Consider the following 25,969-nt stretch of genomic DNA (forward strand, 5'->3'; position numbering starts at 1 on the left):
CGCCAGTCTAGGAACCACCGCCGACAGATCAGGACTCGTAGAGCCGTCCACCCAGCTTGACCTCCGCGGCCTGGCCGGGGTCGAGGCCGTCCGGGAGGTGCCCGGTGTCGCACTCGCCCGTGTCGGCCGCGCAGACCTGCACCCCGTCACCGGTGAGCCGGAACAGGTCGCCGTCGGCCGTCCAGCCCCAGCCGTACGACGCCCCGCCGAGGGTGACCTCGGCTCCGCTGCCGATGGTGCGGACCGTGGTGCCGGTCGGCTCCTTACCCGGGTCGTCGTACTCCTGGGTGACCAGGGCATAGCGGCCGTCTGGCGACAGGTCCACCTCCGCGTAGTCGGTGGCGTACTCGATCATGTCCAGCAGTTCGCCGGTCGCGACGTCGAGCACGACGGCGTGGTCGTCGGCCCTCCGCACGACCGAACGGCCACCCGACACCTGCACGAACGGTCCGTCGACGCGGTCGGTCGTGGTCACCTCACCGGTGCGCCAGTCGACCACGGAGGTCGCGCTGTCGGTGCCGACGTACACGAGGTCGCCCTCGATCGCGACCGGCGGCGCGTTCCAGCCGCCCTCGTAGTCGTCGTTCACCGGCACGCGGGCGACCTCCTCGTCGGTGGCGACGTCGTGTACGACGACCTCGACGGTCCCGTCGATGATCTCGGCGTAGGCGAGGTAGGGCTGGTCGGCGTCGACGCCCGGCACCGTCCCCTCGGTCACGACGCTGACCGGCCGGACCTCGCCCGTGGGCGTCACCAGGCTGAAGCGCTGCGGCCCGCCGCCGTCACTGGCGTCGTTCTCACCGTGCCGCACGAGGATCCCTGCGGAGGTGTAGTAGAGCGACTTGACGGCCAAGTCGTCGATGGTGGCCCGCAGCGCGCCGCCGTCGAGGTAGACGGTGTCTCCGAGGGCGAACGTGGCACCGGCGCCGGGTGCACCCGCCGGAGCGAGGTCCCGCACCGTGTCGTCGCCGAGCCGGCCGGCGACGATGGCACCACCGGCGACGACAGCGACGACGGCCAGCGCTGCCGCACCGGTGACCGCCCGCCGGCGACGGCGCGTGCGCCGGCCGCGGGTCACGATCGCCGCCGCGGGAGGGGCCGGGATGTCGAGGCCTCGTGCCTCGTCGTGCATGAGCTGGGAGAGTCGCTCGGTCATGGCAGGTCCTGGGTGAGTGCGTCGGCGACGACGGCGTCGCCGAGGATGGTGCGCAGCCGAGACAGCGCGTCGAAGGTCTGGCTCTTGACGGTGCCCTCGGAGCAGCCGAGGGCACGCGCCGTGTCGGCGACGCTGAGGTCCTCGTAGTAGCGGAGCACCACGACGGCTCGCTGGCGCTTGGGGAGCTGCCCCAGGGCCGCGAGCACCGCCGGTCGGTCGCTGGGATCGGTCTCGATCGCCGTCTCCGGCAGCGTCTCGGTCGGCCGCTCGTTGCGCCACGAGCGCTTGCGGAACCACGAGGCGGCGGTGTTGTGCAGCACCGCTCGGGCGTACGCCGGCGCGGCCTCCACGCTGCGGACCGACCCCCAGGCGGCGTACGTCTTGGCCAGAGCCGTCTGCACGAGGTCCTCCGCCTCCGAGCGGTCGCCGATCAGCAGGAAGGCCGTGCGGTAGAGCGAGGGCCACGCAGCGTGGACGAGCTCGGCGAACTCGTCGTCGTCCGGTGGTCGGGACATGGTGGCTCTCCTGGGTGGATGTCTCGATCGGTCCGTGGTCACCCGGAGAGATGCCACGAGTGGTCGGTCGGTTGGGTCAGCGGAGCAGGAGCACCACCACGACCGCACAGGCCACGGTGACCGCCCCGAACGCCGCGACCTGCAGCCGGGCCCCCAGCGGGACCCGGGCCTCGTCGGGGGCCGGGCCGAGCCGGTCGGGTGCCGCCGGCCCACCGTCGTACGCCGGGGCGAGGCGCTGCAGGAGGCGCAGCGCCTCGTCGGCGCTGGCGAGCCGGTGCTCCGGCTCGGGAGCGAGGAGCCACTCGAGGAGGGGACGCAGCCGACTGGAGGGGATCTGCGGCGTGCGGCTCGGATGGACCCCGGTGAGGAGGTAGAGCCCGACGGCCCCGACGGAGTAGAGGTCCTGACGGGGATCGGGCGCCCCGCCGAGCCCTTGCTCGGGCGCCATGAAGCCGTCGGTGCCGATGGCGCCCGGCGCGCTGGTGAACCGGTCGCCGGTCAGCACCGCGGCGACGCCGAAGTCGGCGAGCCGGACATGGGGGGTGCCGTCGCGAGTGGGCTCGAGCAGCAGGTTGGCGGGCTTGACGTCGCGGTGCACGACACCGGCGGCGTGCACCGCGGCCAGGCCGCGCAGCGTCTGCTCGAGCACGCGGGCGACGTACCCCTCGGGCAGCGGGCCGTGCTCGCTGATCAGGGACTGCACCGAGCCCCCGGTCACCAGGTCCATCACGATGACGACCAGGTCGTCCTCGGCGACCCACCCCGTCGGGGCCAGGACGTGCGGGTGCCGGATGCGCACAGCCTGCTCACGGACGAACCGCACCAGCAACGCGTCGCTGTGGTGACCGAGCACCTTCGCGGCGACGAGTCGGCCGGTGCGGCCGTCGCGTGCGCGCCAGACCGAGCCCATCCCCCCGGCGCCGATCTGGTCGAGCAGGGCGTACCGACCGGCGACGAGGGTCTCGGGAGGGCGGGTCCGGAGCATGCTCCCGAACGCTAGCCAGCCCCGTGGATCCCCGCCGGCGTCGTCCACAGGCTTCGATTCCACGGTCCGCGGGGTGCGCTGTTAGCCTTGGGCCTTCTTGTGTCCCGCCCATCCGTGTGGTGCGTGACATCGGAGCACGGCCCCGGCCTCGCGCCGTACGCCGTGAACGCAAGCCCTCCTGCCACGGAGAGACCGTGGCCGCCGAGTCCAGAGGAGGTGGAGACCGCTTTGCGTGCCTATGAAGTAATGGTCATCCTCGACCCCAGCCTTGAAGAGCGCACCATCGAGCCGTCGCTCGACAAGTACCTCAACGTCATCCGCAAGGATGGTGGCACCGTCGAGAGCGTCGACGTCTGGGGACGTCGTCGCCTGGCCTACGAGGTCAAGAAGAACGCCGAGGGCATCTACGCCGTCATCTCACTGCAGGCCGAGCCGGCCACGGTCAAGGAGTTCGACCGCCAGCTCACGCTCAACGAGTCCATCCTGCGCACGAAGGTCATCAAGCCCGGCCCTCGCTGAGCCTGGTTGTGGAAGACCTCTTTCACTTGTCGGTGGGCTCGGCGACGATGACCACCGGCAGACACCCGAGCATCAGATAGGACACCTGACATGGCAGGCGAGACCGTCATCACCGTGGTCGGCAACCTGGTCGACGACCCGGAGCTGCGCTTCACCCCCTCGGGTGCGGCCGTGGCGAACTTCCGGATCGCGTCGACGCCGCGCACGTTCGACAAGAACACGAACGAGTGGAAGGACGGAGAGGGCCTGTTCCTCTCCTGTGCCATCTGGCGCCAGGCCGCGGAGAACGTCGCCGAGTCCCTCCAGAAGGGGATGCGGGTCGTCGTCCAGGGCCGTCTCAAGCAGCGCAGCTACGAGACCCGTGAGGGCGAGAAGCGCACGGTCTACGAGCTCGACGTCGACGAGGTCGGCCCCTCGCTGAAGTACGCCACCGCCAAGGTCACCCGCACCACCCGTCAGGGCGGCGGCGGGGGATACTCCGGCGGCGGTCAGGGCGGCGGCGGCGCCGAGGACCCGTGGGCCACTCCGGCACCGCAGGGTGGCGGATCCCAGGGCGGCTTCGGCGGCAACCAGGCCGCTCCTCAGGGTGGCAACGCGGGCGGCCAGCAGGGCGACCCGTGGGGTGCCCCGGGCGTCGGCTCGTCCGACGAGCCCCCGTTCTGATCCGTCGGGTCTGAGGAAGGCGCTCTGCGCCTGCCTCGAACCAGCTCCACTCCATTTCCGAATACACCCCAACCATTCCGTCTCCGTAACCAACCGGAGCCGGGCTTCTAGAAGGGAAGCACCACAATGGCCAAGGCAGTGATTCGCAAGCCCAAGAAGAAGGTTTGCCAGTTCTGCAAGGAGAAGGCGACCGGTGTCGACTACAAGGACACCACCCTGCTCCGCAAGTTCATCTCCGACCGCGGCAAGATCCGCGCGCGTCGGGTCACCGGCAACTGCGTCCAGCACCAGCGCGACGTCGCCATGGCAGTGAAGAACGCCCGCGAGGTCGCACTGCTGCCCTACACGTCCACCGGTCGCTGAGAGGAGTCGAGATGAAGCTCATTCTGACCCAGGAAGTGACCGGGCTCGGTGCCGCCGGCGACGTGGTCGAGGTCAAGGACGGCTACGGCCGCAACTACCTCGTCCCGCGTGGCGTGGCGATCCGCTGGACCCGTGGCGCCGAGAAGACGGTCGACTCGATTACCGCCGCACGCACCTCGCGTGCGGTCCGTGACCGTGACCACGCCGTGCAGATCAAGGCCAAGCTCGAGGCCAACCCGGTCGCGCTCAAGGTGCGCGCGGGCGAGAGCGGCCGCCTGTTCGGCGCCGTCACCTCGGCCGACATCGCCTCCGCCCTGACCGACGCCTCGGGCGAGCCGGTCGACAAGCGGACCATCGTGGTCGGCAACCCGATCAAGGCGCTCGGCAACCACGAGGTCTCGGTCAAGCTGGACGACGAGGTGTCCGCCACGGTGGCCCTCAACGTCATCCCCGCCTGATCCCTCAGCACCACGCTCGGCCCGCTGCCCCTTCGGGGGTGGCGGGCCGTTGTGCGTCGGGGGTGGTCGCTGTCGGGATACCCGGTCGGGATACCCGGGTACCCGGGTATCCCGACGCTTCCCGGGGGTTGCAACCCTCAAGAAGCGCACGAACGCCCCGTGAGGCTCGACCTCAGGCAGCGTCAGCGGACGACGACCGCGTCCAGCCGGACCCGCTTGCGCGTGGTGGTCTCCAGCGTCACCTTGCCCTTGCGGGTCCCCTCGAAGCGAGAGATGACGACGAGCTCCTTGCGTACGGCGGCCGGCCCGGCCAGCTTCACGGTGCGCCACGCGCCGTGGCCGACTCGGACCCGGATCGCGCCCATCCGCGGCCCGGTGGCGGCGTACACGCGGATCTCCTTGATCGTCTTCTGCCCGGGCAGCACGAGCCTGGCGCCGCGCTTCCTCGTGGTGACCAGGTCGCCGTCGAGGTAGCCCTTCGCCGCGCGGCGCTTCCACCCGCGTGAGGCCTCGAGGTCGGTGGGCACCGTGAAGCGGAAGGGCTCGCTCTCGGCGCTGGTGTTGCCCGCAGCGTCGACCGCCCGGGCCACGATCGAGTGGGCGCCGGAGGCGAGGTCGGTGAAGGTGTGCGCACCGGCGTTGCACGCAATGGTCTCGCCGCCGTCGGTGCACGTGAAGGACGCGCCCTTCTCACTGGCGTTGAGGCGCACCAGCACGCTGCGTCCGCCGACGACCGGGAAGTCCGGCGTCTCCTCGTCGTAGGCCTCGGGTGTCACGAACGCCCGCGGCGCCTTGGTGTCCTGGCCCCACACCACCTGGGCGGGGGTGGCGTCGAGGTCGGGCACGTCCGGGAGCGGCAGCAGCGCGCCTGGGTTGAGCAACCGGTCGGGGTCGTCGATGGCCCGCACCGAGAAGGTGTAGCCACCGGCGCCCGAGTCGATGAGGTTGGAGTACGACGCCGGGCTGGTGCACGCCCGCCAGTCGTGGGCCTGCGCCGGTCCGGCCAGCTTGCACTCGAACGTCCACGGACCCGCGTCCGCGCCGACAGCAGCCTGGGCGAACGTGAAGGACATCGAGGAGGCACTGACCCACCCGGCGGCGTTGGGCGCCGTCGCGGGCGCCAGCGTGGTGTCCGGCGGGGTGTCGTCGTCGCACCCGTCGGTCGGGACAAGGAGGATGACCGGGTGCGCCTCACTGAGGCAGCCCGGGTCCGCCGTGGCGGGTGCCGCACCGACGAACGAAGGTACGGCGGCGGCGAGGCCGAGCGCGACGAGCGCAGCGACCGATCGGCGTACTGGATTCATGGGTCCCCCTGAGGCTCGACGGCAACCCTACTGAGCGGTATCCGGGGAGGTCGAGGGCTCTCTCGCGTCCCGGGACGCCCAGGCCCGCCCGGAGTAGGCGAACAGCAGCCAGATGAGCAGCAGCAGCGCCAGTGCCGCGAGCACGTACGACGGGTCCTCGAGCGCGTCGAGCCCGCCGCCGAACACCAGCACCGGCGCGACGGCGGTCGCCGCGACCAGGGTGGCGGCGGTGCGCAGCCAGCGCGCCGCCCGGGGGTCGGCCACCGCGGCGTGCCCGGCCAGCGTGTGGCCGAGCCACGCGAGCACCAGCGCCTGCGGCAGGTTGACCGCCCAGCGCAGCGCCGCGTCGTGGTCGTCGAGCCACGCCCCGGTCGCCGGGACCCACAGCACCACCGAGACGGCCAGCGCCATCCCGGCCAGCCGCCCCGTCGTCTGGCGCTGCCGGTAGGTGTCGGGCAGCTGACGCAGTCCGCCGATCACCAGCAGCCAGCCGACGGGGTCGGGCAGCGCGTCGTACCCGTGTACGCGGGCGCTGAGCGCCACGACCACCAGCCCCATGGCGACGGACTGCAGCGGCTTCACGACGCGAGACTAGTCAGCGCGGCGGGCGCTCAGGCGCCGGTCACCAGCCATACGTCGTCACGGGCGCGCCGGACGAGCAGCCAGCACCGGCCACCCATGAACACCACGGTGAACGCCACCCACACCCACACCAGCGAATGGGTGAGGAACGCGGTGACCAGGATCGCCGGGGCGGTGAACGCCAGCACGACCACGCCGGCCCAGGCGAGGTAGCGGCCGTCACCGGCGCCGATGAGCACGCCGTCGAGCACGAAGACGACCCCGGCGACCGGTTGCCCCAGCGCGGCGATGACGAGCACCGGCACGAGCAGGTCGTGCACCTTCGGGTCGTCGCTGAACAGCGGCCCGAGGAGCGGGCTGCCGGCTGCCAGGAGCACCCCGCAGACCACCCCGGCGCCGATGCCCCAGCGGATCATCTGCACGGTCACCTCCCTGGTGCCGACCACGTCGCCGGCGCCGAGGTAGCGGCCCGTGATGGCCTGGGCCGCGATCGCCAGGGCGTCCAGGGCGAAGGCCAGGAAGGTCCAGATCGTGAAGGCGAGCTGGTGGGTGGCCAGCTCGGTCGCGTCTCCGCCACCGGCCACCACGACGGCGTACGTCGTGACGAGCAGGGCCGCGCGCAGCGTGAGGGTGCGTACGACGAGCGGCACGGCCGCGCGGGCCGCAGCGGTGATGCCGGGCCGGTCGGGGGAGAGCGGGGCGCTCTCGCGCCGGGCGGCGCGCACCACCACCCAGACGAGCGCGGCGGCGGACGCGACCTGGGCGAGCACGGTGCCGATGGCCGAGCCGGCGATGCCGATACCCACGAAGCTGCCGACGCCGTACACGAGGAGCAGGTTGAGCACGATGTTGATCCCGTTGCCGGCGACGGCGACGACGAGCGGGGTGCGAGTGTCCTGGAGCCCGCGGAGCACCCCGGTCGCGGCGAGCATGAGCAGGAGCGGGGTGGTGCCGAGGAGGGCCAGCCGCAGGTACGTCGCGGCGTGGCCCGAGGTCCCGGTGTCGGCGCCGAACGCCTCCACGAGCGGGGTGGTGAGCAGGATCCCGAGAACCGTCACCGGGACGCCGATGATGACCGCGAGCCAGAGTCCGTCGACGCCCTGGCCGAGAGCACCCCGGACGTCGCCGGCGCCGAGCCTCCGCGCGACGCTGGCGGTGGTGCCGTAGGCCAGGAAGACGCAGAGCCCGACGAGCGTCTGGAGCACCGCCGCCGCGACGCCGAGCCCGGCGAGCTCACTGGTGCCGAGGTGACCGATGATCGCGGCGTCGGCCAGCAGGAACATCGGCTCGGCGACCAGGGCGAGGAACGCCGGCACGGCGAGCCGGACGATCTCCTTCCCCCGGCTGGGGGCGAGCTGGCCGGTCATGGCACGACTCTACGATCAGTAATGGTCAGCGACCAATAGTGATCCCTACATGTGGACTGCTGTCGGCCTGTGCATGATTCGGGCCAACCTGTTGGCCACCGGCCCGCCGGACGGCATGTCGACAAAGCAACCGGTGAAGCCCACATGTCGAGAAGATGAAGCGGACATTCTGGAGAGTTCTTCTCCTCCACACCCTGAGGACGGAGTCTGCGCAGGTCAGAGCGGGTCGACCGGCTGCGATGGCCAGGTTGTCCACAGGCCTGTCCCCAGCGGGTGCACACAGAAGCGGGTGTCGTCCACGGATTGGACGCGGTTATCCCCAGGCCCTGTGGATGGGGCGCTATCGACCGGGGGTGCCCGCGACGTACGGTCCGGACGGTCAACATGACGAACCGCGCTGTTTCAGGACGGCCGGTTCGAGGACTCGGGAAGTGTCGGTGCCCGGTTCTAGCCTGCGGGGAGACGGCAACCGCCGCCACCCTGCCGACGTTCGGGCCGTGTCTGCGGCCGACATGGGGAGCCGACATCAGGGAGAAGCGTTGAGCATCACCGAGGACGACCTGCACGGCTCACCCCCAGGCTCGTACGACGACCACTGGGGTGATGGTCCCTCACCCTTTGCTCCGGGCGAGGCCACGTCCCGGCCGGGCGACCGCACTCCTCCGCAGGACCCCGCCGCCGAGCAGAGCGTGCTCGGCTCGATGCTGCTCTCCAAGGATGCCATCGCCGACGTGTCCGAGGTGGTCCGCGGCGTCGACTTCTACCGCCCGGCCCACGAGATCATCCACGACGCGATCATCGACCTCTACGGCCGCGGCGAGCCCGCCGACCCGGTCACCGTCGCCGCCGAGCTGCAGCGGCGCGGCGAGCTGCAGCGGGTGGGCGGCGCGCCGTACCTCCACACGCTCTCGGCCAACGTCCCGATCGCCGCCAACGCCGCCTACTACGGCGAGATCGTGCGCGAGAAGGCGATCCTGCGCCGGCTGGTCGACGCAGGCACCAAGATCGTCCAGATCGGCTACGCCGGCGAGGGGCAGGTCGACGACGTCGTCGACCAGGCGCAGGCCGAGGTCTACAAGATCACCGACCGCCGTACGGCCGAGGACTACGCCCCGCTGAGCGACATCATGAACGGCGTCCTCGACGAGATCGAGGCCATCGGCAACCGCGAGGCGGGGCTGTACGGCGTGCCCACCGGCTTCGCCGACCTCGACGACCTCACCAACGGTCTCCACGCCGGCCAGATGATCATCGTCGCGGCGAGGCCGGCCATGGGAAAGTCGACTTTGGCCCTGGACCTGTGCCGCGCAGCCTCGATCCAGAACAACATGACCAGCGTGTTCTTCTCCCTCGAGATGACGCGCTCCGAGATCACCATGCGACTGCTGTCGGCCGAGGCGAAGGTGCCGCTCAACCACATCCGCAACGGCAACATGAACGAGGACGACTGGGACAAGCTCGCCAAGAAGATGGGCGAGGTCTCGAGCGCGCCGATGTTCATCGACGACTCCCCGAACATGACGATGATGGAGATCCGGGCGAAGGCCCGCCGCCTCAAGCAGCGCCACGACCTGAGGCTGATCGTCATCGACTACATGCAGCTGATGTCGTCGGGCAAGAAGGTCGAGTCCCGCCAGCTCGAGGTGTCGGAGTTCTCCCGCCAGATCAAGCTGCTCGCCAAGGAGCTGAGCGTGCCGATCATCGCGCTGTCCCAGCTCAACCGTGGCCCCGAGCAGCGTGGTGACAAGCGCCCAATGATGAGCGACCTGCGTGAGTCCGGCTCGCTCGAGCAGGACGCCGACATGGTCATCCTGCTCCACCGCGACGACGTCTACGAGAAGGAGTCGACCCGACCCGGCGAGGCCGACCTGATCGTGGCCAAGCACCGCAACGGCCCCACCCGCGACCTCACCGTCGCCTTCCAGGGTCATTACTCGCGCTTCGTGGATATGGCGCACTGACCACGTGCCTTGCTTGTCGAGATGCAGCGACCTTTGACTTTGCCTACCTCGCCCCGCGGGAGGATCCCCATCCGGCGACCAAGGGTCGATTCGTGTGTCTGGCATGCTCGCCGGCGTGATGATCGGACTGATCGGCGACCTGGAGGGCGACCAGACAGCGGCTGTCGACTGTCTCCGACTGCTCGGCGAGCGTGGTGACGTGGGCGTGGCCTGCCAGTTGGGCGACCTCCGGTTCGGGTACGGGCCAGACCCTGAGGCGTACCTCGCCGCTATCGAGTCGATCTGTGCCGGGTACGGGATCGAACTGCTCTGCATCACCGGAAACCATGAGAATTGGGCCCGGCTCGACGCGATGTGGGCCGACCCGCGTTGGCAGGCGGAGGACGGCAGCCCGAGACCAATCGAAGTGACCGAACACGTCACGATGCTGCCGCGAGGGCATCGCTGGGAGATGGGAGGCCGTTCGTTCGTCGCTCTCGGGAGTGCGCCGTCAGTGAACCGCGACATGCTGACCGAGGGCATCGACTGGTGGCCGTCCGAGGTGATCCGCGAGGAGCACGTGGAGGCAACGATCGCGGGTGGTCACGCAGAGATCATGCTCACCCACGACAGCCCTGGCCCGCCCTACTGCACCGCAGCCGTCGCCGACATCATCGCCGGCAACCCTCTCGACTGGCCCGAGGACATCTTGGCGTACGCCGACGAAGGCATCGAGAAGGTCACTCGAGCGGTCTTGGGCGTTCAGCCACGGCTGCTGGTGCACGGGCACTTCCACGTCGCGGACGAGGCAGTCGTGCGCTTGCCGGGTGCCGACTACGACACGACGATCTGGTCTCTCGCGGCGCGGCATGACCAGGGCAACGTACGGCTGCTCGACCTGGACACGCTGACCGACCCTGGTCAGCCGACGGAGGAGCCGGGAATCCGCACGTCGGCGTGAGCTGATGAGGCCGTGGGGACTTAGGCGCTCAATCTGCGTACCGCCGCAAGAAGGACTCCAACGCCTCTGCTTGTCCATCGGGCACCCATGCGATGCCCAGGGCGCCCGCAGGATAGAAGAAGGCCGGCTCGTAGCCGGACGGAGACAGCAGCTCCGCTATCTCGCAGAGGGTCATGCTGTCGGCCCAGTCACCCCGCACGTCTGCCTCGAAAAGCCGCGACGTACCGTCGAACCGGACTGAAATCGTGCAGGTTCCCGCGTCAGCGCCCAGGGACGAGGTGACGACGTCCAGGCGGTCGGACGTGCCGGCCGCCGAGGCGATGTAGCGCACCACGCGGGGGTAGCTGTCGTCGTCCTCGACACACTCGAGATCGACCTGTCCGGTCGGTAGGACTGCTCGAGCGTCTTCCTGCTGGAGCTGAGAAGCGCCTGCGACCGACAAAAGCAGGAGGTATGGCTCTGCCTCCAGGCGTTCGCGACCACCGGCGAGAGTGATCAGGTCGTCGATGCTTGCACCTGGCGCCATCGGCAAGCCCCTCGAGGCGAGATCCGCCACCTGCGCTTCGACCGAGACGTCCCGCTCGCTCAACGGACCCTGCCAGGGCGGTGAATGCAATGCGGCCACGTCACTGTCGCGCTCCTTCGGAATCGTGAGAGGTCCCCCCGCGCGGGTCTCGCCGGCGGAGAGTGGGGGCACGCTACTCCCCACGCCGTCGACCAGCCCTGGGCCCGCGATCTGCTGCCACCTGGTGGCGCTCGTGGCAGGGTGCTGTCCCATGATCGACGACGCTGCGAAGGCCAACCTGTACGGCTACCTGAAGCACCAGCGGGAGGCGGTGCTCGCCAAGCTCGACGGGCTCTCCGAGTACGACGTCCGTCGCCCGCTCACCGTCACCGGGACCAACCTGCTGGGCCTCGTCAAGCACCTGGCGACCTGGGAGGCCAGGTACCTGGGCGAGGTCTTCGACCGTCCCTTTCCCGAACCCCTGCCTCGATGGGACGTCGAGGCCGAGCGACTCGCCGACATGTGGGCGACTGAGCAGGAGTCGCGCAGCGACATCGTCGACCGCTACCGACGCGTGTGGAACCACAGCGACGCGACGGTGTACGCCCTCGCTCTCGATGCGACGGGCCGCGTCGCCTGGTGGCAGGACGCCGAGGTGCCCCTGTTCAACGTCCTGGTCCACCTGCTTGCCGAGACCAGTCGGCACGCCGGTCATGCCGACATCCTGCGCGAGCAGCTCGACGGAGCGGTCGGCACCGACGCGGAGGCCATGGCCGTGAAGCCGCACGACGCAGCCTTCTGGACGGAGCGGTGCGAGGAGATCGAGGCGGCCGCCAGGTCAGCCGGTTGACCTGGATCGCGAGCTCAGGCTGACCACCGCCGGCGCCGCCGTACGGCCGTCGGATGGCCGTGAGCAGATCGGAGTGCGGCGATGCGCTCTGCCGCCGGTTCCGGCGCCACCCGGCATCGCACACCAATCACCGGTGTCGTGGATCGCTGGTGTGCGGGGGACTCACACGGGAGCCAACGGGCGGTGTGGCTCGTCAGGCAGGCGGACCTTGATGGAGTCGCCCGGCCGCACCTCTCCGCCCCGGTCGACGACGGCCATGACACCCGCCTTCCGCACCACGCCGTCGAATGACTCCCTGGCTACGGATGCGCGGAGCGTCCCGGCAGAGCTCGCGGCAACACTGTCGTCGCGGGTGAGGACGATCTTGAGCAGTCCCGCCGAGTATCGGTTGATCTGACGGCACGGGTTGCGCAGCCCGGTGACTCGCAGGACGGTGCCACCGATCAGTAGCCGGGTGCCAGTGGCCAGTGAGAGCAGGTCGAGTCCGCGGGTCAGGATGTTCTCGCCGAGGCTTCCTGGTCCGACGTTGTGTCCCGCGGCTCGCGCCTCGTCGAGGATCTCGTCGTGGATGAGGTGCACCTGACGCAGGTTCGGCTGATCCGGGCCGCGGCGCACGCGAGACCGATGCTGGACAACTGCGCCGGCGTGGGCGTCACCGGCGACCCCCATGCCTTCGACCAGGGTGATCGAAGCGCACGGCTCCTTGCTGAACCGGTGGGTCTCGTCGCGACTGACAGAGACCACGTGGGCGGCCATGGCTCCGATCCTCCCACGAGCCATCGGGGTCTTGCTCTGGACTCAGACTTGCGAGCCGGCGTTCTGGGGGCGCGGCGCTTGACCCTCACGTAGCGTCATGGCGCAGAGTCGGGGCATGGAGGAGTACCTGACGGTGGGACGCGTGGCCGAGCTGGCCGGGGTGAGCGTCCGCACGCTGCACCACTACGACGAGATCGGCCTGGCCCAGCCGTCAGCCCGCACCGCCGCCGGCTACCGGGCCTACTCAGCGCGCGACGTGGAGCGGCTGCGGGAGGTGCTGGCCTACCGGCGGCTGGGCTTCGGCCTGCTGGAGGTCGCCGACCTGGTCGGCGACCCGACCACCGACGCGATCGCGCACTTGCACCGGCTGCGCGGCCTGCTGCTGGATCAGCGCCATCGCGCCGATGCCCTGGTGGCGGCTATCGACAGGGAGCTCGAGGCCCGAGCGAGGGGACAGCGGATGACGCCGAAGGAGCAGCTGGAGATGATCGGGCCGCGTCTGTATGAGGTGATCGGTGGCGCGTACACCGCCACGCGGCACACCGACCCGCACATCGCCGCGAGCATCTGGGACGCGCTCGGGGATGCCCGGACCGTGCTGAACGTCGGAGCCGGCACCGGCTCGTACGAGCCCTCGGACCGCCAGGTGACCGCGGTGGAGCCATCGGCGGTGATGCGGGCGCAGCGCCCCACGGGCGCGGCGCCGTGCGTGGACGCCGTGGCCGAGCGGCTCCCCTTCGCGGACCAGTCGTTCGACGCCGCGATGGCCGTCTCCACGGTCCATCACTGGCAGGACCCGATCGCCGGGCTGCGCGAGCTGCGACGGGTGGCCCGCCGCGTGGTCGTCCTCACGTTCGACGCGAGCGAGGCCACACAGCGGCGCCGGTTCTGGCTGACCCGCGACTACCTGCCCGAGTTCGCCGGCCTCTTCGCGGACTGGCCGACGCTTTCCGAGCTGACTGGGCCGATCGGGGCCGCCGCAGAGCCGGTGCTCGTCCCGTGGGACTGCGCGGACGGCCTGTTCGAGGCCTACTGGCGCCGGCCGCACGCCTACCTGGAAGAGCACGTACGGCGGGCGATGTCGGTGTGGACAAGGGTCGGGCCGGATGCCGAGCAGCGGGTCGTCAGCGGCCTGCGCGACGACCTTGACTCGGGCCGTTGGGCCGAGCGCAACCACGACCTCGACGGACTCGACGCGGCCGACCTCGGCCTCCGCCTGCTGGTGGCCTGAGGCCGGGAACGCGGGCACCCAGCCGAGCCTCGCGCAGGAGCGAGCCCCTCAAGTCGCGATACTCGTACCGTGACGAGCGCTGGCCGTGAGGCTGGATCCGTCAAGGTAGCCCGCGTCGAGTTCGTCAGTCTTCGCTGCAGGTCTACCCTGAGCCGCCCCTGCCCGGCACGCTCCGGCTGTCCCTCGTTCAGGCACCCAAAGTGGTCTGGAATCACAGAGGTTGAATGGTGCTCGTGACAAGGCCTCTTTGTGCATAGTGTCGGGAGATCCCCGCGGTCGTCTGCTCACGGGCTCACGATGCGCCCCGCCCTCATCAGCCTCCTCGACCAGGCGCGCACGGATCGCGGGCCACGCGTGAGCCCCGGCACCGCCCGGGCCATCGAAACCACACGATCGAAAGGCAACACCATGTCCAGAATCTTCCTCGCCGGCGCCTCCGGCGTCATCGGCCAGCGCCTCATCCCCCTCCTCGTCAACGCCGGCCACACGGTCGCCGGCATGACGCGCTCCGCCGCCAAGGCGGAAAGGATCGCCGAGCTCGGCGCCGAACCCGTCGTCGTCGATGTCTTCGATCGGGACGCGCTGATCTCGGCCGTCGTCGCGTTCGCTCCCGACATCATCCTCAATGAGCTCACCGACCTGCCCGACGACGTCAACAGGATCGCTGAGTTCGGCGACCTCAACGCCCGCATCCGAACCGAGGGCAACGCCAACATCATCGACGCCTCCCGTGCCGCCGGGAGCCCGAAGGTCCTCGCTCAGACGGTCGCGTGGGAACTCCCCGACGGACCCGACGCGCTGGCCGTGAAGCAGCTGGAGACCTCCGTACTCGCCGAAGGGGGAGTCGTGCTGAGCTACGGGCAGTTCTACGGACCCGGCACCTACAACCCGGATGCCGTGCCAGCCGAGCCGCGTGTGCATATCGATCGTGCCGCCCAGCGCACGGTCGAACTGCTCGAGTCGCCTTCAGGCACCGTCACCATCACCGACTGACGTCGACCGTCGGGCAGAGCCGTGCCTCTCGAGGGCTGGAGCCCGGCCTTCCACCGGCACTGTTCCCCTCACCCAACGGGCTTTCTCCTCATCGCCGGAACGCTCGGCGATCGGCTCGGGCTCACCAAGACGCTCCTGATCGGGCTCGCCGGCGTCATCTCCACATCGGTCTCGGCCTGATCTTCGCCAAGTCCGACACCGGGTCAAGGGGAGACCTGGTGGCGCGACTCTTCATCGACCACTTCGTCGACGGGCTGACCTCTGGATCCAACTGAGTGAGTGGGCGACCGGGTCTCCCCCTCCGGCGTCCGGTCGATGGCCTTATCGGACGACTACCGCTCGATGGATGACAACCCGCCGGCTCAGCCTCCGACCAGGCCGCCGTCCGCCAGCGCCCGGCCGGGCAGGCCGGGGTTGTCGAGCTCGTCGAGGATGATGCTGGTCCTGGTCGTCAGCACGCCGGGGATCGACCGGATGCCCTCCAGCACCAGGTCGCGCAGCGTCGCGATGTCCGGGGTCCGCGCCAGCACCAGGACGTCGACATCACCCGAGCACAGAGCCACGTGGTCGATGCCCTCGACCTTGGAGAGGGCCTCCCGCACCTCGCGCCAGGAGTCCTGCGCGATGTTGAGGCCGATGTACGCCGACGCGCCGATCCCGACGGCGGCCGGCGGGACGCGCACGGTGAAGGCGTCGATGACACCCGACTCGACCAGTCGCTGCACCCGGGCGTAGGCGTTGGCGCGAGAGACGTGCACCTCCTCCGCGACCGCGCTGATGGAGGCGCGCGCGTCTCGCGCCAGGGACTCCAGGATCGCCCGGTCGACGTCGTCGACCTGCGGGAAGGGCTCGGTGGTCATCGCGGCCAGGATGCCAGGCCGGCCCGGCAGATCGTCCAGCGCCGGCAGTCGTCAGGGCCCTCGCGGTGGACGATGCGCGCGCACGCACCCCCGCGGTCGGGGCAACCGTCTCTGATCGGGCGCCGCCGCGAGACGCGCATTGACCGCTGCGCGGCGCCGCCGGAGGATGGCAGGCCTCGGGCAGGGCGCCTCGGTCGTCCTGGAAAGGAAGTCCCCCATGCGCCTGCACAGGGTCACCACGTCGCTCCTCACCGCCGCCGCAGTCACCATCAGCGGTGTCGGCCTCTTCCAGGCCGGCAGTGCGGCGCCGCCCGGGCAGGTCGCACCCACCAGCTCTGAGCCGCGCGTCGACGTACCGACCCCCGCCGAGTTCTTCGGCTTCGCGATGGGAGACGAGGGCAAGCTGGCGGCGTTCGCGCCCATCAAGGACTACCTCCAGCAGGTCGCGGAGGCCTCGCCCGAGATCGAGTACGAGGTGGTGGGCGAGACCACGGAGGGCGAGGACTTCCCCATCCTGCGGATCAGCTCCGCGGAGAATCTCGCCCGCCTCGACGAGATCCTCGACATCAACGCCCGGCTCAGCGACCCGGCGAAGATGACCGCCGAGGCGGAGCAGGCCGGCATGGAGCGCGACGACTACGCCCGCCAGCTGGCCGCCACCAGCAAGCCGGTCTACTACGTCGAGGCCGGCATCCACTCGACCGAGGTCAGCAGCACCCAGGCGCTGATGGACGTCGTCTACCGGATGGCCACCGAGGACTCCGACGTCACCCGGCGGTGGCTGGACAACATGGTGGTGCTGATGGTGCCGTCGCAGAACCCCGACGGCCACAACCGGGTGATCAACTACTTCAATGAGACCGCGGGCACCGGCTACGCGCGGGTCTTCCCGGACCTCTACCAGAAGTACGTCGGCCACGACAACAATCGCGACTGGTTCATGATGACCCAGGTCGAGTCCAAGATCCGGGTGGCCCTGGAGCAGAAGTACCGGCCGGTCGCCCAGCACTACATGCACCAGGCCGGCACGGACAGCCCCCGCATCTGGTCCCCGCCGTGGGACGAGCCGATGTCGCCCGTCCTCGACCCGCTGACCGTCGCCTCGGCCAACAGCATCGGCCAGGAGGCCAACAGCGACCTCGTGGCGGCCGGCAAGAAGGGCGCCAAGACCGACGACGCCTACGGCATCATGTGGAACGCCGACGTCATGGGGTACAGCACCTTCCAGGGCACCAGCACCTGGCTCACCGAGATCGCCTCGGCCCGCGACCTGGCCTACACGGTGACCTCGGACAAGATCCTCGAGCCGGCCACCGCAACGCTCCGCTCGCCGCTGCCCTACGACTCCAAGACGTGGACGTTCAAGCAGATGGTCCAGTACGGCGAGGTGGCGGCGTACTCCGGCATGGACACCGTTGCCAGCGACCCGATGGAGTGGCTCTACAACAACCTCTACCGCAGCAACGCCAACAGCGAGACCTACGACGCCGGCCCGGCGGCCTACGTCGTGTCGGCGCAGCAGCGCGACCCGTACGCCGTCATGGACATGCTGTCGATCTTCGACCGCGGCAACGCCGAGATCCTGAAGGCCGACCGGGCCTTCACCGTCGCCGGCACCCGCTACCCGAAGGGCTCCTGGATCCTGCGCACCGACCAGCCACTGGGCCGCTGGGTCGACCAGCTGCTGCGCGTCGACGCCTACCCCGACAGCGCCCGCAAGTGTGCGACCTGCCCGCTGATCCTCCCCTACAGCGAGACCACCGACAATCTCGGTCTGTTGATGGGCGTCGACGTCGACGCGGTTGACGAGGCGATCGACGTGGCCACCACGGTGGTCGAGGAGGTCGGCCCGGTCGCGACGCCGGCGCCGCCCAACCCGGGAGCCTCTGGCGCCTACGTGCTCAGCCCGACGTCGTACGGTCTCGGCAAGGTCATCACCGCGCTCGAGCACCTCGGGGTGCCGATGTTCCGCGCCGAGGGGCGTACGCCGGTCGTGGGCCGCACCCTGCCGCCGGGCGCGCTGATGGTGGCCGCGACGCCGGCGGCCCGCAAGGCGCTGACCACGATCAGCGCCGAGACCGGGCTGCCTGTCTACGCCGCCCTCAAGCTCCCGAAGACCCGGGCGATCGAGCTGGCCGCGACCACCAAGGTCGGCCTGGTGCGCGGCGCCAACAACATGCCGGGCGGCTGGATGATGTGGATGCTCGAGCAGTGGGGCGTCGACTACGAGGTGGTCGAGGCCGACGACTACGCCGACCTCGCCCAGTTCGACACCGTCGTGCTCGCCCCCGGTGTCTCGACCCGCACCCTCACCGAGGGCCTCGATCCCTCGCGCTACCCCGAGGAGTTCCACTGGGCGCGCGGCGTCCCCGACGCACCGGCCCGGCTGCGGGCCTTCGTCGAGGGCGGCGGCAACCTCGTCGCGCTCGGCTCGGCGTCGATGACCGCCAAGGACGCGCTCGCGCTGCCGGTCGAGAACGTCGCCTCGACCGATCGCTCGGTGCTCAACGTGCCCGGTGCGCTGCTCAAGCAGTCCTTCCGGACGGCCGTCCCGGCGGCCTGGGGCATGCCGGCGAGCTGGCCGGTCTGGTTCAACAACGACCCGGCGTTCCGCCTCACCGGTCCTGGCGAGGTCGCCGCGTCCTACCCGGCCGGGGACGACCTGCTCGCCAGCGGCTACGCGCTGGGCAGCGGGACCCTGGCCGGCGCGGCCAACGTCGCGACGTTCGACGTCGGCGAGGGGCAGGCGACCATCGCGGGCGGCCACATCACCTTCCGCACCTGGCCGCGCGCGGCCTGGACCGTGGTCACCAACGCGATCTACAACGGCGCCGGCACCCCGGTCAGTGCCGCGGAGCTCGCCACCCGCCTGGGCGAGGCCGGCTGACGCGCCGACCGTCCCCGCTGCCCCACACCGACTCGTCGGCCCCGTGCCCGCGCGAGGCTACCTGTGAGGTCGCAACGAATCGGTGTGGCGGTCAGGGGTCCAAGCGCGCCAGAGGGCGGCGTACTCACCGGCGTACTCACCGTCGGGACGTTCGCAGATTCACACCGCGAAGTACTGGACCTCGTCGCCGAACTCGAACGTGGACGCATCGCGCTTGGCCAGCAGGACGCCGATCCGGCCGTCGGGCAGCTCCTCGACCTCCTTGACCTTGGCGAAGCGCTCGCGGGGGTCGGTCCAGGGGGAGACGACCGCGGTGCGGCCCTGAGTCACTCGACCAGAAGCCCGGCCGACGACGTAGACGTCCTTGTCGCGCTGCTCGGCGGTGTGCACCTGCAGGAGGAACCCCCCGTCCGGGACGGCGTCGGAGGTGTTGGGGTCCATCAGGCAGGAGGTCCGGTAGACGTCGCTGAGGTCGGTGGTGCTGTCGAGGACGATCTCGCCGCGCTCGTCGTAGCGGAGCGTGACGGACGGCGCGCCCTCGCAGGTGATCGAGACGATGCTCGTCTCCTGGACCCCGAACGAGGTCGCGAGCTGGACGCGGTCGCCGACGTGGACGGGGTCACCCTCGTTGAGGCAGGACAGCGGCGACCCCGGCGCCCGGTCGGCAGGGGTCTCGACCACGCTCACCATGATCCCGTCGCCCCCGGCGGATGACGAGTCTTCTTCCTGCAGAGCCTCAAGGCTCGTCTCGGCCTCGCTCTTCTCTGCCGCCCAGAATCGCCACCCCATGCGTGGAGCCTACCTACGGCGCGGGGCGCGGCGGCCCCTCGACCGGGCCGGTCAGCGGCACAGTCGAGGCAGCCTGAATCGGCGATCACTCATCCGCCCAAGAGACGTGGCCTCGGACGCACCCACGACCTCGCAGCCGAATGGTCGACCTCCCAATTACGCCATTGCGGGTAAAAGCAAACGCTGACTGCGTAACGTCCGTCGCGTGATAGGGAAGTCAGGGTGGGCGAGTGGAGCCGTGGGGCTCGTCGTCGTGGCGACGGTTGTGGTCTTCGCCCGTGCGGACAACGCCGCCGTCTCGGCGACCTGCTACTTGGGCGTGCTGGTCGGCGCCAGCGTCGGCGCGTGGGTAGGCGCCGAACGAGCACCGCGTGACCGGCGGTTGGTGCCGCGTCTCATCGCGGCCGGCATCTCCCTGTCGGCGCTGGGTGATGTGTTGTGGTCCTCACTCGACCTCACGGGCGCGAGGTCCGATGCGTCCATCTCGGACCCGTTCCGGTTCGCCGCCTACATCGCTGTGTGTGCTGCCATGTGGGTGGTGCTCAGCAGGAGCCGCAGCCAGGAAGGCGGCAGGCGCCTCGATGCGGACCGCCTGCTCGACGCGGCGACCATCGTGGTTGTCTGCGTACTGATCTTCTGGAGCCTCGCTGTCGACGCGATCGTTCATGACCACAGCGTGTCGCCGCTCGTGCGCACGGTGTGGGCGATGTACTCCGTCGCGGGCGCGGTCCTGCTCGCCTTCGTGGTGCGCGTCCTGATGGGCGGGCGATCACGTGCGACCATCGGCGGTTCGTTCGTGGTGGGCGTCTGCCTGTGGCTGGGCGCCAACGTGGCATACCTGCAGGCCTCCGACGGCGGCACGCAGGTGGCAATGGAGGTCGCGTGGATGGTCGGGGCGATCCTGTTGGCACGCGCCGCGTGGCGGGTCCACGAGGTAGACGACGACGCAGCAGGCGTGGACTCGCCACCGGGCTTGGCCACGCAGATCGTGCTCGCTGTTGGTCCTCTGTTCGTGCCGCCGGTACTCGAGGTCATCGGCGACCTGAGAGGCGAGCACGACCACCCGGGCCGGCTGTTCATCGGCACGGCGGTCCTGATCACGCTCGCCATCGTGCGGACCGCACGCTTGATCCGCTCCGAGGAGGGCGCCCGCCGCGAGTTGGTGGCGGCGCGTGATGCGGCACTGGAGGCGTCCCGCGCCAAGTCGATGTTCTTGGCGAACGTGAGCCACGAGATCCGCACGCCCCTGACCACCGTGCTCGCCACCGCAGAGATCCTGGAGGACACGCCGCTGGACAACGTCCAGCTCATGCTCCTCGCGAAGATGGACCGCTCAGTGAAACTGCTCAAATCGCTGGTCGAGGGAATCCTCGACTTCTCCCGGATCGAGGCCGGAGAGCTCGAGCTGGCCTCGACGGCGTTCGACCTCCATGCCCTGGTGGCCGATACAGGCGATGTCTACGCACCACGCGCGATCGATGCGGGCATCCGGTTCGAGTGGGACCTGGACCCCCGTGTGCCTCAAATGGTGGTCGGCGACTCCGGCCGGCTGTTCCAGGTCCTCACCAACCTCCTCGACAACGCCCTGAAGTTCACGTTGCAGGGACGGGTGTCGTTGGTGGTGCGTCCCGCGAGCGCCGTTGACCAAGGCGGTGTGGACGATGTTGTGGAGTTCGTCGTGACCGACACCGGCATCGGGATCCGCGACGAGGACCAAGAGTCTGTGTTCGAGTCCTTCAACCAGGTCGACGGCTCGATGACCAGAAGCTACGGCGGCAGCGGGCTGGGCCTGGCGATCTGCAAGGAGCTCTCCGAACTGATGGGCGGATGCATCACCGTCCAGAGCCAGTTCGGTGCCGGAAGCACGTTCATGGTCCGCATCCCAGTGGTCCACGCTCTCCGGGATCACACCACCCCCGGCCTGGGCGTCCCGCTCGCAGGGTGATGGCAGCCCACTTCCGGGGTGCGGCGCCCCACCGCGCCGTCGGCGTGGTGGCACCATCGCGCACAAGAGCAACGGGGACGACTGGGTCTATATCGTGACGGACGTCGAGCTCGACGGCTCGTGGATCGACTACTACCTCCGCCGGCCCACCCGCTACGGCGTCAGGCAGGGCCATCACGTAGATGCCATCGGCGTTCACCGACGGCGGGCTGTGCATAAGGCCATCGAACGTCACCCAGAGGCAGGTAGGACACAAGCCGACCCCGCCATCGGTTGGACGGCGTCACCGACTCTGGCGATCCTCCGTCCCCGGCGACCAGCCGTCCTGAGACGCGCCCAGGAGGGCGCACGGCGGGTGGTCGTCGACGGGATCAGGGCAGGACGATCGTGCGCGTGATGTGCTGGTTGGCCTCCCAGTACGTCCGGCGCTCGGTGATGACCGGGTCGGTCGGCGCCGGTTGCACCGCGCCGTGCGTGTCGATCGCGCGGGAGGTCACGGTGTGTCGGCCGCTCGGCGCCTTGCCCCAGTCGTAGGTCCAGAACTTCCAGGCCAGGCCTCGGACCGAGCCGCCCCGAGACCGCGAGTCGACCACCCGCGCCCGGCGCCACGGCCCGCCGTCGATGGAGACCTCGACCCGGGCGATGGCCCCACCCCAGGCGACGCCGATCACCCGGTACCGGGCGGGAGGTCCTGTCGTGGTCCTCACGACCTTGGCCGGCGCTGACTTCAGCCGGAAGGGGCCGACGGTCTGGAAGGTCCACGTGGTGTTCCCCGCCGGGTCGGTGCGCTCGCGGAAGCTGACGTAGTCACGGGCCATGAACCTGCCGGCGAACCTGTGGTCGATGAGCTCCATGCGCGAGAGCCACTTGACGTTGGCCACGCCGTACCAGCCGGGGGCGATGAGGCGGACGGGGAATCCGTGCTCGATGGGGAGGGGTACGCCGTTCATCTCGTAGCAGAGCAGGTTGCCCGGCGCCATGGCGGCGTCCATGGTCATGCTGCGAGCGAACTGCTCGGTGATGGTGATGTCGAGGCCGTCACCCGTCTGGACGGGCGCCTCGGCACCCGTCGTGCCCTGGCTGAGGATGCCGGGGTTGTCGCGGATGGTCACGGTGCCGGCGTCGGCACCCCAGAAGACGACCTCGGCGGCAGAGTCCAACGGAGCAGCCTCCTTCAGCACCGAAGCGAGGGATGCGCCGCCCCACACCGCGTTGCCGACGGCACCCGTGAAGAACGGAAAGGCGGTGTTGCCCGAGCACTCGAGCGTGAACTCGACCCGCTTCCGGGGTCGCGACTTGAGGCGGGCCACAGACAGGGACGCGGGACGCCGGACGAGCCCGTCGATCCCCAGCCGCCAGGTGGTTGGGTCGATCTCGGGATGGTTGTAGTGGCTGACGTAGAAGAAGTCGTCGGCCGGGGTGAGACGCGTCGAGAGCTCCTCCCACACCAGCTGGTTGCCGACGCCCGGGCCGGGGAAGGGAGGGGGCTGGTCCTCCCAGAGGATCACGTCGTCGTGGGGACTTCCGGGGTAGGTCTCGGGTGGGTCGCCGTGGTTGCGCAGCCATGGGACGGAGTCGGCGCTGCCGGTGCCCAGCGCCTCGGCCGAGCCCGTGACCTGCAGCACCGACAATCCTGCGAGGGTGGCTCCTCCACCCGCCAGGACGTCGCGGCGGCTGATGGGTCTCGTGGTCATGATGACCTCCTTTTCGAAACCGTCAACGCTACGCCGGGGGAAGGTGGGCGTACAGGTGTGTTGCGCCGCCCGTGAGGGGTGCGGCCGGCTGAGCACGCGAACGTGAGGAGGACCGTCAGGTGCGTGTCAGGTGTCGCACTCCGAGTCGGTGGTGACCACCCGCACGGCGACGGTGGTCTCGCTCTTGCTGCGGAACTCGAAGAGCGCGTCACGAGAGTCCTGCGCCACGAACGTTAGCGCGCCCCCGGGGTCGTTCATCACGGCCAGGTCAGCGAAGCCCTGAGCGGATACGGCGGTGGCGAGGGCCTGCTGGAGGGCAGGGACGTCGGGGGAGAAGGCCCCACTCCCGACCCGCTGCAGCTTGACCACGCACACGCCGGAGAACCGCTCGGCCGACACCTGTGCCTGGCCCGGCCAGCTCAGGGCGTCACCGGCGGAGGCGACGGCGGCATCCAGGGTGGCGGCGTACTCTCTCCTGACCCAGCCGGTTTCGACGGGTCGTCCAGGTGGCTGTGGCTGCCAGGAGGCGGTCGGCGGCGGCGGACCGGGCGGAGTCGGCGAGCTGGTCGGCGCCGGGGATGGATCGTCCGAGCCCGCGCTCACCTCACCGTCTCCATTCCCGCAACCCGACACCATCACGGCCGCCGCGACGACGGGCACCGCGACGGCGCGCCATCGCAGACGCTTCACAGGGGCTGGTCCACCCACGCGTCGACGGCCATCTTGATCAGCAGGGTGAACTCGGCTCCCCGGTCGTCGACGGCCTCGCAGATGAGCTCTCCCGATGGGCTGCCGGTCATCTCCGGCTGCTCCGGGAAGTCCCATCGCGCCAGCACCTGGTTGACGGCCCGGGTGATCGCCGGCGGATCCAGCTGGGAGGTGGGTACGCCGATCGCGTTGATGGCTCCCACGCGCAGCGCGCTGCTCCCGTCGTGGCGGGTCGCGGCGGCGGGGTCGCTGCGGGGCGCCCAGCTCAGCGGCCCGAACTCGGCGTCCAGTGCCTGTTGGAGGGCGTCGAGCATGGGCCCGTACGTGCGCGCGAGCTCCTGGACTTCGGGATCTCTCAGCATCTCGGTCTCCTCGGTCCTCAGAAGGGCGGGTTCAGGACGGCGCCGTTGCTGAACCACCGGTGGTACTCCTGTGGCGTCAGGTGCACCTCGCCCGGGTAGTACTTGCCATCATGCCAACCACCGTTGGGGCCCCACGGGTTCTGTAGGACGACGTTGCCGCTGGAGTCGAGGCCCGTCACGGCGTACGTATGCCCGGGGACGACCCGCTTCGCCGGGTCGACGTCATCGGGCTGCTTCGGGGCGTTCGCGGTGTCGGCCGTGATCACCGCCGGGGGATCCTTGTCCATCCCGGCGCGGATGTCGTCGGCCGACGGCGGAGGACCGAGGGGCACGTCGTGACCGGTGATCCGGGCGATCGGCACGTCCTCGAACTGGCCGTTGGGGATGTCGCCGAACTGCTGCTGGATCGCCTGCTCGTAGATCGAGAGCCAGCTCGGCTTGTTGGTCGCAGCCTGTTGCGATCCGTCCGTGGGCAGCGTGGAGGGGTCGACGCTCACCGTGACGGGCTTCCCGTCCTGGTAGAGCGTGACCTGGTAGGTGCCGCTGGCCGGATCCCACACCAGGTGCTCGCGGATGAAGCTCGGGTCGGAGTGCGCGATCCCGATGAGGGTCGACAAGGTGGTGCAGTCGCCGTAGCGGTCCTGACCGTTGAGGTCTGCCTGCAACCTGATGCCCTCGTCGGTGAGGTCGATCGGACCGTCGTTGGTCGGCGGCAGGTCGATCCCGATCATCGCCAGCAGCGCGAGGGTCGCCTGACGGTCGCGGCCGTCCGCCTGCATGAGCACCTCACGCGCGGCCAGCGTCAGCTGCCGGGCGAGGGTCAGGTGCTGGAGGTACTCGATCAGCTTCGTCAGGGAGAGGGGGAACGTCGACGTCACGAAGCCCGCGTCGTCGGGACCGTCCAGGTACGGCTCGCCGGCGACGGTCTTCTGCACGGTCTCGATCTTGGCGCGCAGGTCCACCATCCCGGCGGCGGCGTCGTCGATCACGGTGGCTCCGTCGCCGTACGCCGTGGCGAGCTCACCATGGCTGGCCGCCTGGTTGCGCAGCACCGAGGCGGCGAGCTGACCCACGGCTGAGGGCCAGGCCTTGGCCACGGCGGCCGCCTGCGCCTCCAGCTCCTGCTGGGTCTTCTGCGCGGTCTTGCCCTGGGAACGCGACCACGTGGCCGACGACCGCCACGTGGCCGGGTCGAAGGCTGCGAGCTGGCTGACGGTGATCATGACCCGGCCCTCACTGGAGTCGCGACCAGAGCGACATCGCCGCGGTCTCGACATCGTCGTCGACACGACGCATCAGCTTCGCCGACGCTTCCAGGTTCTCGGCGGTCGCGCCGGCGTCCACGGCGGCCTGGGTGGTCGTCTGCTGCATCTGGGAGGAGAACTGGCTGATGGCGCCGCTCAGCATGAAGCCGTCGTTGCCCGCGGCACTCGGCGAGCTGCCGGCGGAGAGCTGCTGTGCCGCCGCGGCGACGGCGTCCGCGCTGGCGATGACCCCGGCTGGGGAGACCTCGATGTCCATGCCGGATGCATTCCCCAGGTCGGACATCGCGAAACTCCGCGCTCGGGCAGCGCTG

The 25,969-nt window shown here is 70.0% G+C and carries 26 protein-coding genes; 11 read left to right on the plus strand and 15 right to left on the minus strand.

Features of this window, described 5'->3' with window-relative positions:
- Positions 1-28: 28 nt before the first annotated feature.
- The 3 genes from ACP7BP_RS20145 to ACP7BP_RS20155 all read right to left on the minus strand — a co-directional run bounded on the left by ACP7BP_RS20145 (position 29) and on the right by ACP7BP_RS20155 (position 2,656).
- Positions 29-1,156 carry a hypothetical protein gene (locus ACP7BP_RS20145; protein WP_426247299.1) on the minus strand — a complete coding sequence of 376 codons (1,128 nt, stop codon included), beginning with the start codon at positions 1,154-1,156 and terminating at the stop codon, positions 29-31.
- Positions 1,153-1,671 carry a SigE family RNA polymerase sigma factor gene (locus tag ACP7BP_RS20150; protein WP_426247301.1) on the minus strand — a complete coding sequence of 173 codons (519 nt, stop codon included), beginning with the start codon at positions 1,669-1,671 and terminating at the stop codon, positions 1,153-1,155. Before ACP7BP_RS20150 ends, ACP7BP_RS20145 begins: the two co-directional genes overlap by 4 nt.
- Before the next feature lie 76 nt (positions 1,672-1,747).
- Complete coding sequence (locus ACP7BP_RS20155) at positions 1,748-2,656, minus strand: serine/threonine-protein kinase (RefSeq protein ID WP_426247303.1); 909 nt, start codon at positions 2,654-2,656, stop codon at positions 1,748-1,750.
- 228 nt (positions 2,657-2,884) lie between these two features.
- Here ACP7BP_RS20155 and rpsF point away from each other — a divergent pair, with 228 nt between their 5' ends.
- From rpsF to rplI, 4 genes are all read left to right on the plus strand, one after another.
- Complete coding sequence (rpsF, locus tag ACP7BP_RS20160; RefSeq protein ID WP_426247304.1) at positions 2,885-3,175, plus strand: 30S ribosomal protein S6; 291 nt, start codon at positions 2,885-2,887, stop codon at positions 3,173-3,175.
- A gap of 90 nt (positions 3,176-3,265) precedes the next feature.
- The gene (locus tag ACP7BP_RS20165) at positions 3,266-3,838 is read left to right on the plus strand and encodes a single-stranded DNA-binding protein (RefSeq protein WP_426247306.1); all 573 of its coding nucleotides are present in this window, start codon (positions 3,266-3,268) and stop codon (positions 3,836-3,838) included.
- Between the two features lie 126 nt (positions 3,839-3,964).
- The gene (gene rpsR, locus ACP7BP_RS20170; protein ID WP_101525917.1) at positions 3,965-4,201 is read left to right on the plus strand and encodes a 30S ribosomal protein S18; all 237 of its coding nucleotides are present in this window, start codon (positions 3,965-3,967) and stop codon (positions 4,199-4,201) included.
- An 11-nt stretch (positions 4,202-4,212) separates the two neighbouring features.
- Positions 4,213-4,659 (plus strand): 50S ribosomal protein L9, encoded by a 447-nt coding sequence (gene rplI, locus ACP7BP_RS20175; RefSeq protein ID WP_426247309.1) that lies wholly within the window; start codon positions 4,213-4,215, stop codon positions 4,657-4,659.
- 182 nt (positions 4,660-4,841) lie between these two features.
- Here the strand turns inward: rplI and ACP7BP_RS20180 are convergent, their stop codons facing one another.
- Genes ACP7BP_RS20180 through ACP7BP_RS20190 form a run of 3 tightly spaced genes read right to left on the minus strand, consistent with a single transcriptional unit; the run spans position 4,842 to position 7,912 of the window.
- The gene (locus ACP7BP_RS20180) at positions 4,842-5,963 is read right to left on the minus strand and encodes a hypothetical protein (protein ID WP_426247310.1); all 1,122 of its coding nucleotides are present in this window, start codon (positions 5,961-5,963) and stop codon (positions 4,842-4,844) included.
- Positions 5,964-5,990: 27 nt separating this feature from the next.
- Positions 5,991-6,545, minus strand: a complete 555-nt coding sequence (locus ACP7BP_RS20185; RefSeq protein WP_426247312.1) for a hypothetical protein — start codon at positions 6,543-6,545, stop codon at positions 5,991-5,993.
- A 29-nt stretch (positions 6,546-6,574) separates the two neighbouring features.
- A complete protein-coding gene (locus ACP7BP_RS20190; RefSeq protein WP_426247313.1) occupies positions 6,575-7,912 on the minus strand; it encodes an MATE family efflux transporter in 1,338 nt (445 codons plus the stop codon).
- A 560-nt stretch (positions 7,913-8,472) separates the two neighbouring features.
- On the opposite strand from ACP7BP_RS20190, the gene dnaB reads away from it, so the two are divergent.
- Both dnaB and ACP7BP_RS20200 read left to right on the plus strand, forming a co-directional pair.
- A complete protein-coding gene (gene dnaB / locus ACP7BP_RS20195) occupies positions 8,473-9,873 on the plus strand; it encodes a replicative DNA helicase (protein WP_426247532.1) in 1,401 nt (466 codons plus the stop codon).
- Positions 9,874-9,991: 118 nt separating this feature from the next.
- Positions 9,992-10,813, plus strand: coding sequence for a hypothetical protein (locus ACP7BP_RS20200; RefSeq protein WP_426247534.1), 822 nt, complete (start codon positions 9,992-9,994; stop codon positions 10,811-10,813).
- 28 nt (positions 10,814-10,841) lie between these two features.
- Here the strand turns inward: ACP7BP_RS20200 and ACP7BP_RS20205 are convergent, their stop codons facing one another.
- Positions 10,842-11,402 (minus strand): hypothetical protein, encoded by a 561-nt coding sequence (locus ACP7BP_RS20205; RefSeq protein WP_426247315.1) that lies wholly within the window; start codon positions 11,400-11,402, stop codon positions 10,842-10,844.
- Between the two features lie 187 nt (positions 11,403-11,589).
- Between ACP7BP_RS20205 and ACP7BP_RS20210 the strand changes: the two genes are divergently transcribed.
- Positions 11,590-12,168, plus strand: a complete 579-nt coding sequence (locus tag ACP7BP_RS20210; RefSeq protein ID WP_426247317.1) for a DinB family protein — start codon at positions 11,590-11,592, stop codon at positions 12,166-12,168.
- 162 nt (positions 12,169-12,330) lie between these two features.
- On the opposite strand, the gene ACP7BP_RS20215 is transcribed toward ACP7BP_RS20210, so the two are convergent.
- On the minus strand, positions 12,331-12,924 hold the full coding sequence (locus tag ACP7BP_RS20215; protein WP_426247319.1) for an MOSC domain-containing protein: 594 nt from the start codon (positions 12,922-12,924) through the stop codon (positions 12,331-12,333).
- 115 nt (positions 12,925-13,039) lie between these two features.
- Between ACP7BP_RS20215 and ACP7BP_RS20220 the strand changes: the two genes are divergently transcribed.
- Both ACP7BP_RS20220 and ACP7BP_RS20225 read left to right on the plus strand, forming a co-directional pair.
- The gene (locus ACP7BP_RS20220) at positions 13,040-14,155 is read left to right on the plus strand and encodes a MerR family transcriptional regulator (RefSeq protein WP_426247321.1); all 1,116 of its coding nucleotides are present in this window, start codon (positions 13,040-13,042) and stop codon (positions 14,153-14,155) included.
- A gap of 354 nt (positions 14,156-14,509) precedes the next feature.
- Entirely contained in the window at positions 14,510-15,148 is a 639-nt protein-coding gene (locus tag ACP7BP_RS20225; RefSeq protein ID WP_426247323.1) for an NAD-dependent epimerase/dehydratase family protein, read from the plus strand.
- Positions 15,149-15,510: 362 nt separating this feature from the next.
- On the opposite strand, the gene ACP7BP_RS20230 is transcribed toward ACP7BP_RS20225, so the two are convergent.
- A complete protein-coding gene (locus ACP7BP_RS20230; protein WP_426247325.1) occupies positions 15,511-16,008 on the minus strand; it encodes an Lrp/AsnC family transcriptional regulator in 498 nt (165 codons plus the stop codon).
- Between the two features lie 217 nt (positions 16,009-16,225).
- Between ACP7BP_RS20230 and ACP7BP_RS20235 the strand changes: the two genes are divergently transcribed.
- Positions 16,226-18,895, plus strand: a complete 2,670-nt coding sequence (locus tag ACP7BP_RS20235) for a M14 family zinc carboxypeptidase (protein ID WP_426247327.1) — start codon at positions 16,226-16,228, stop codon at positions 18,893-18,895.
- 159 nt (positions 18,896-19,054) lie between these two features.
- Here ACP7BP_RS20235 and ACP7BP_RS20240 read toward each other — a convergent pair whose 3' ends face one another.
- Entirely contained in the window at positions 19,055-19,684 is a 630-nt protein-coding gene (locus ACP7BP_RS20240; protein ID WP_426247329.1) for a hypothetical protein, read from the minus strand.
- Positions 19,685-19,889: 205 nt separating this feature from the next.
- Here ACP7BP_RS20240 and ACP7BP_RS20245 point away from each other — a divergent pair, with 205 nt between their 5' ends.
- Positions 19,890-21,629 (plus strand): sensor histidine kinase, encoded by a 1,740-nt coding sequence (locus ACP7BP_RS20245; protein WP_426247330.1) that lies wholly within the window; start codon positions 19,890-19,892, stop codon positions 21,627-21,629.
- A gap of 371 nt (positions 21,630-22,000) precedes the next feature.
- Here ACP7BP_RS20245 and ACP7BP_RS20250 read toward each other — a convergent pair whose 3' ends face one another.
- From ACP7BP_RS20250 to ACP7BP_RS20270, 5 genes are all read right to left on the minus strand, one after another.
- Positions 22,001-23,323 carry a molybdopterin-dependent oxidoreductase gene (locus ACP7BP_RS20250; protein WP_426247332.1) on the minus strand — a complete coding sequence of 441 codons (1,323 nt, stop codon included), beginning with the start codon at positions 23,321-23,323 and terminating at the stop codon, positions 22,001-22,003.
- A 126-nt stretch (positions 23,324-23,449) separates the two neighbouring features.
- Positions 23,450-24,013, minus strand: a complete 564-nt coding sequence (locus ACP7BP_RS20255) for a hypothetical protein (RefSeq protein WP_426247333.1) — start codon at positions 24,011-24,013, stop codon at positions 23,450-23,452.
- Positions 24,010-24,393, minus strand: a complete 384-nt coding sequence (locus tag ACP7BP_RS20260) for a hypothetical protein (RefSeq protein WP_426247335.1) — start codon at positions 24,391-24,393, stop codon at positions 24,010-24,012. The genes ACP7BP_RS20255 and ACP7BP_RS20260 overlap by 4 nt, the downstream gene beginning before the upstream one ends.
- A gap of 17 nt (positions 24,394-24,410) precedes the next feature.
- Entirely contained in the window at positions 24,411-25,616 is a 1,206-nt protein-coding gene (locus ACP7BP_RS20265) for a C2 family cysteine protease (RefSeq protein ID WP_426247337.1), read from the minus strand.
- 10 nt (positions 25,617-25,626) lie between these two features.
- Complete coding sequence (locus ACP7BP_RS20270) at positions 25,627-25,941, minus strand: hypothetical protein (protein ID WP_426247338.1); 315 nt, start codon at positions 25,939-25,941, stop codon at positions 25,627-25,629.
- Positions 25,942-25,969 lie beyond the last annotated feature (28 nt).

Origin of the sequence: Nocardioides sp. LHG3406-4 (assembly GCF_049897745.1) — a bacterium.
Classification (GTDB): Bacteria; Actinomycetota; Actinomycetes; order Propionibacteriales; family Nocardioidaceae; genus Nocardioides.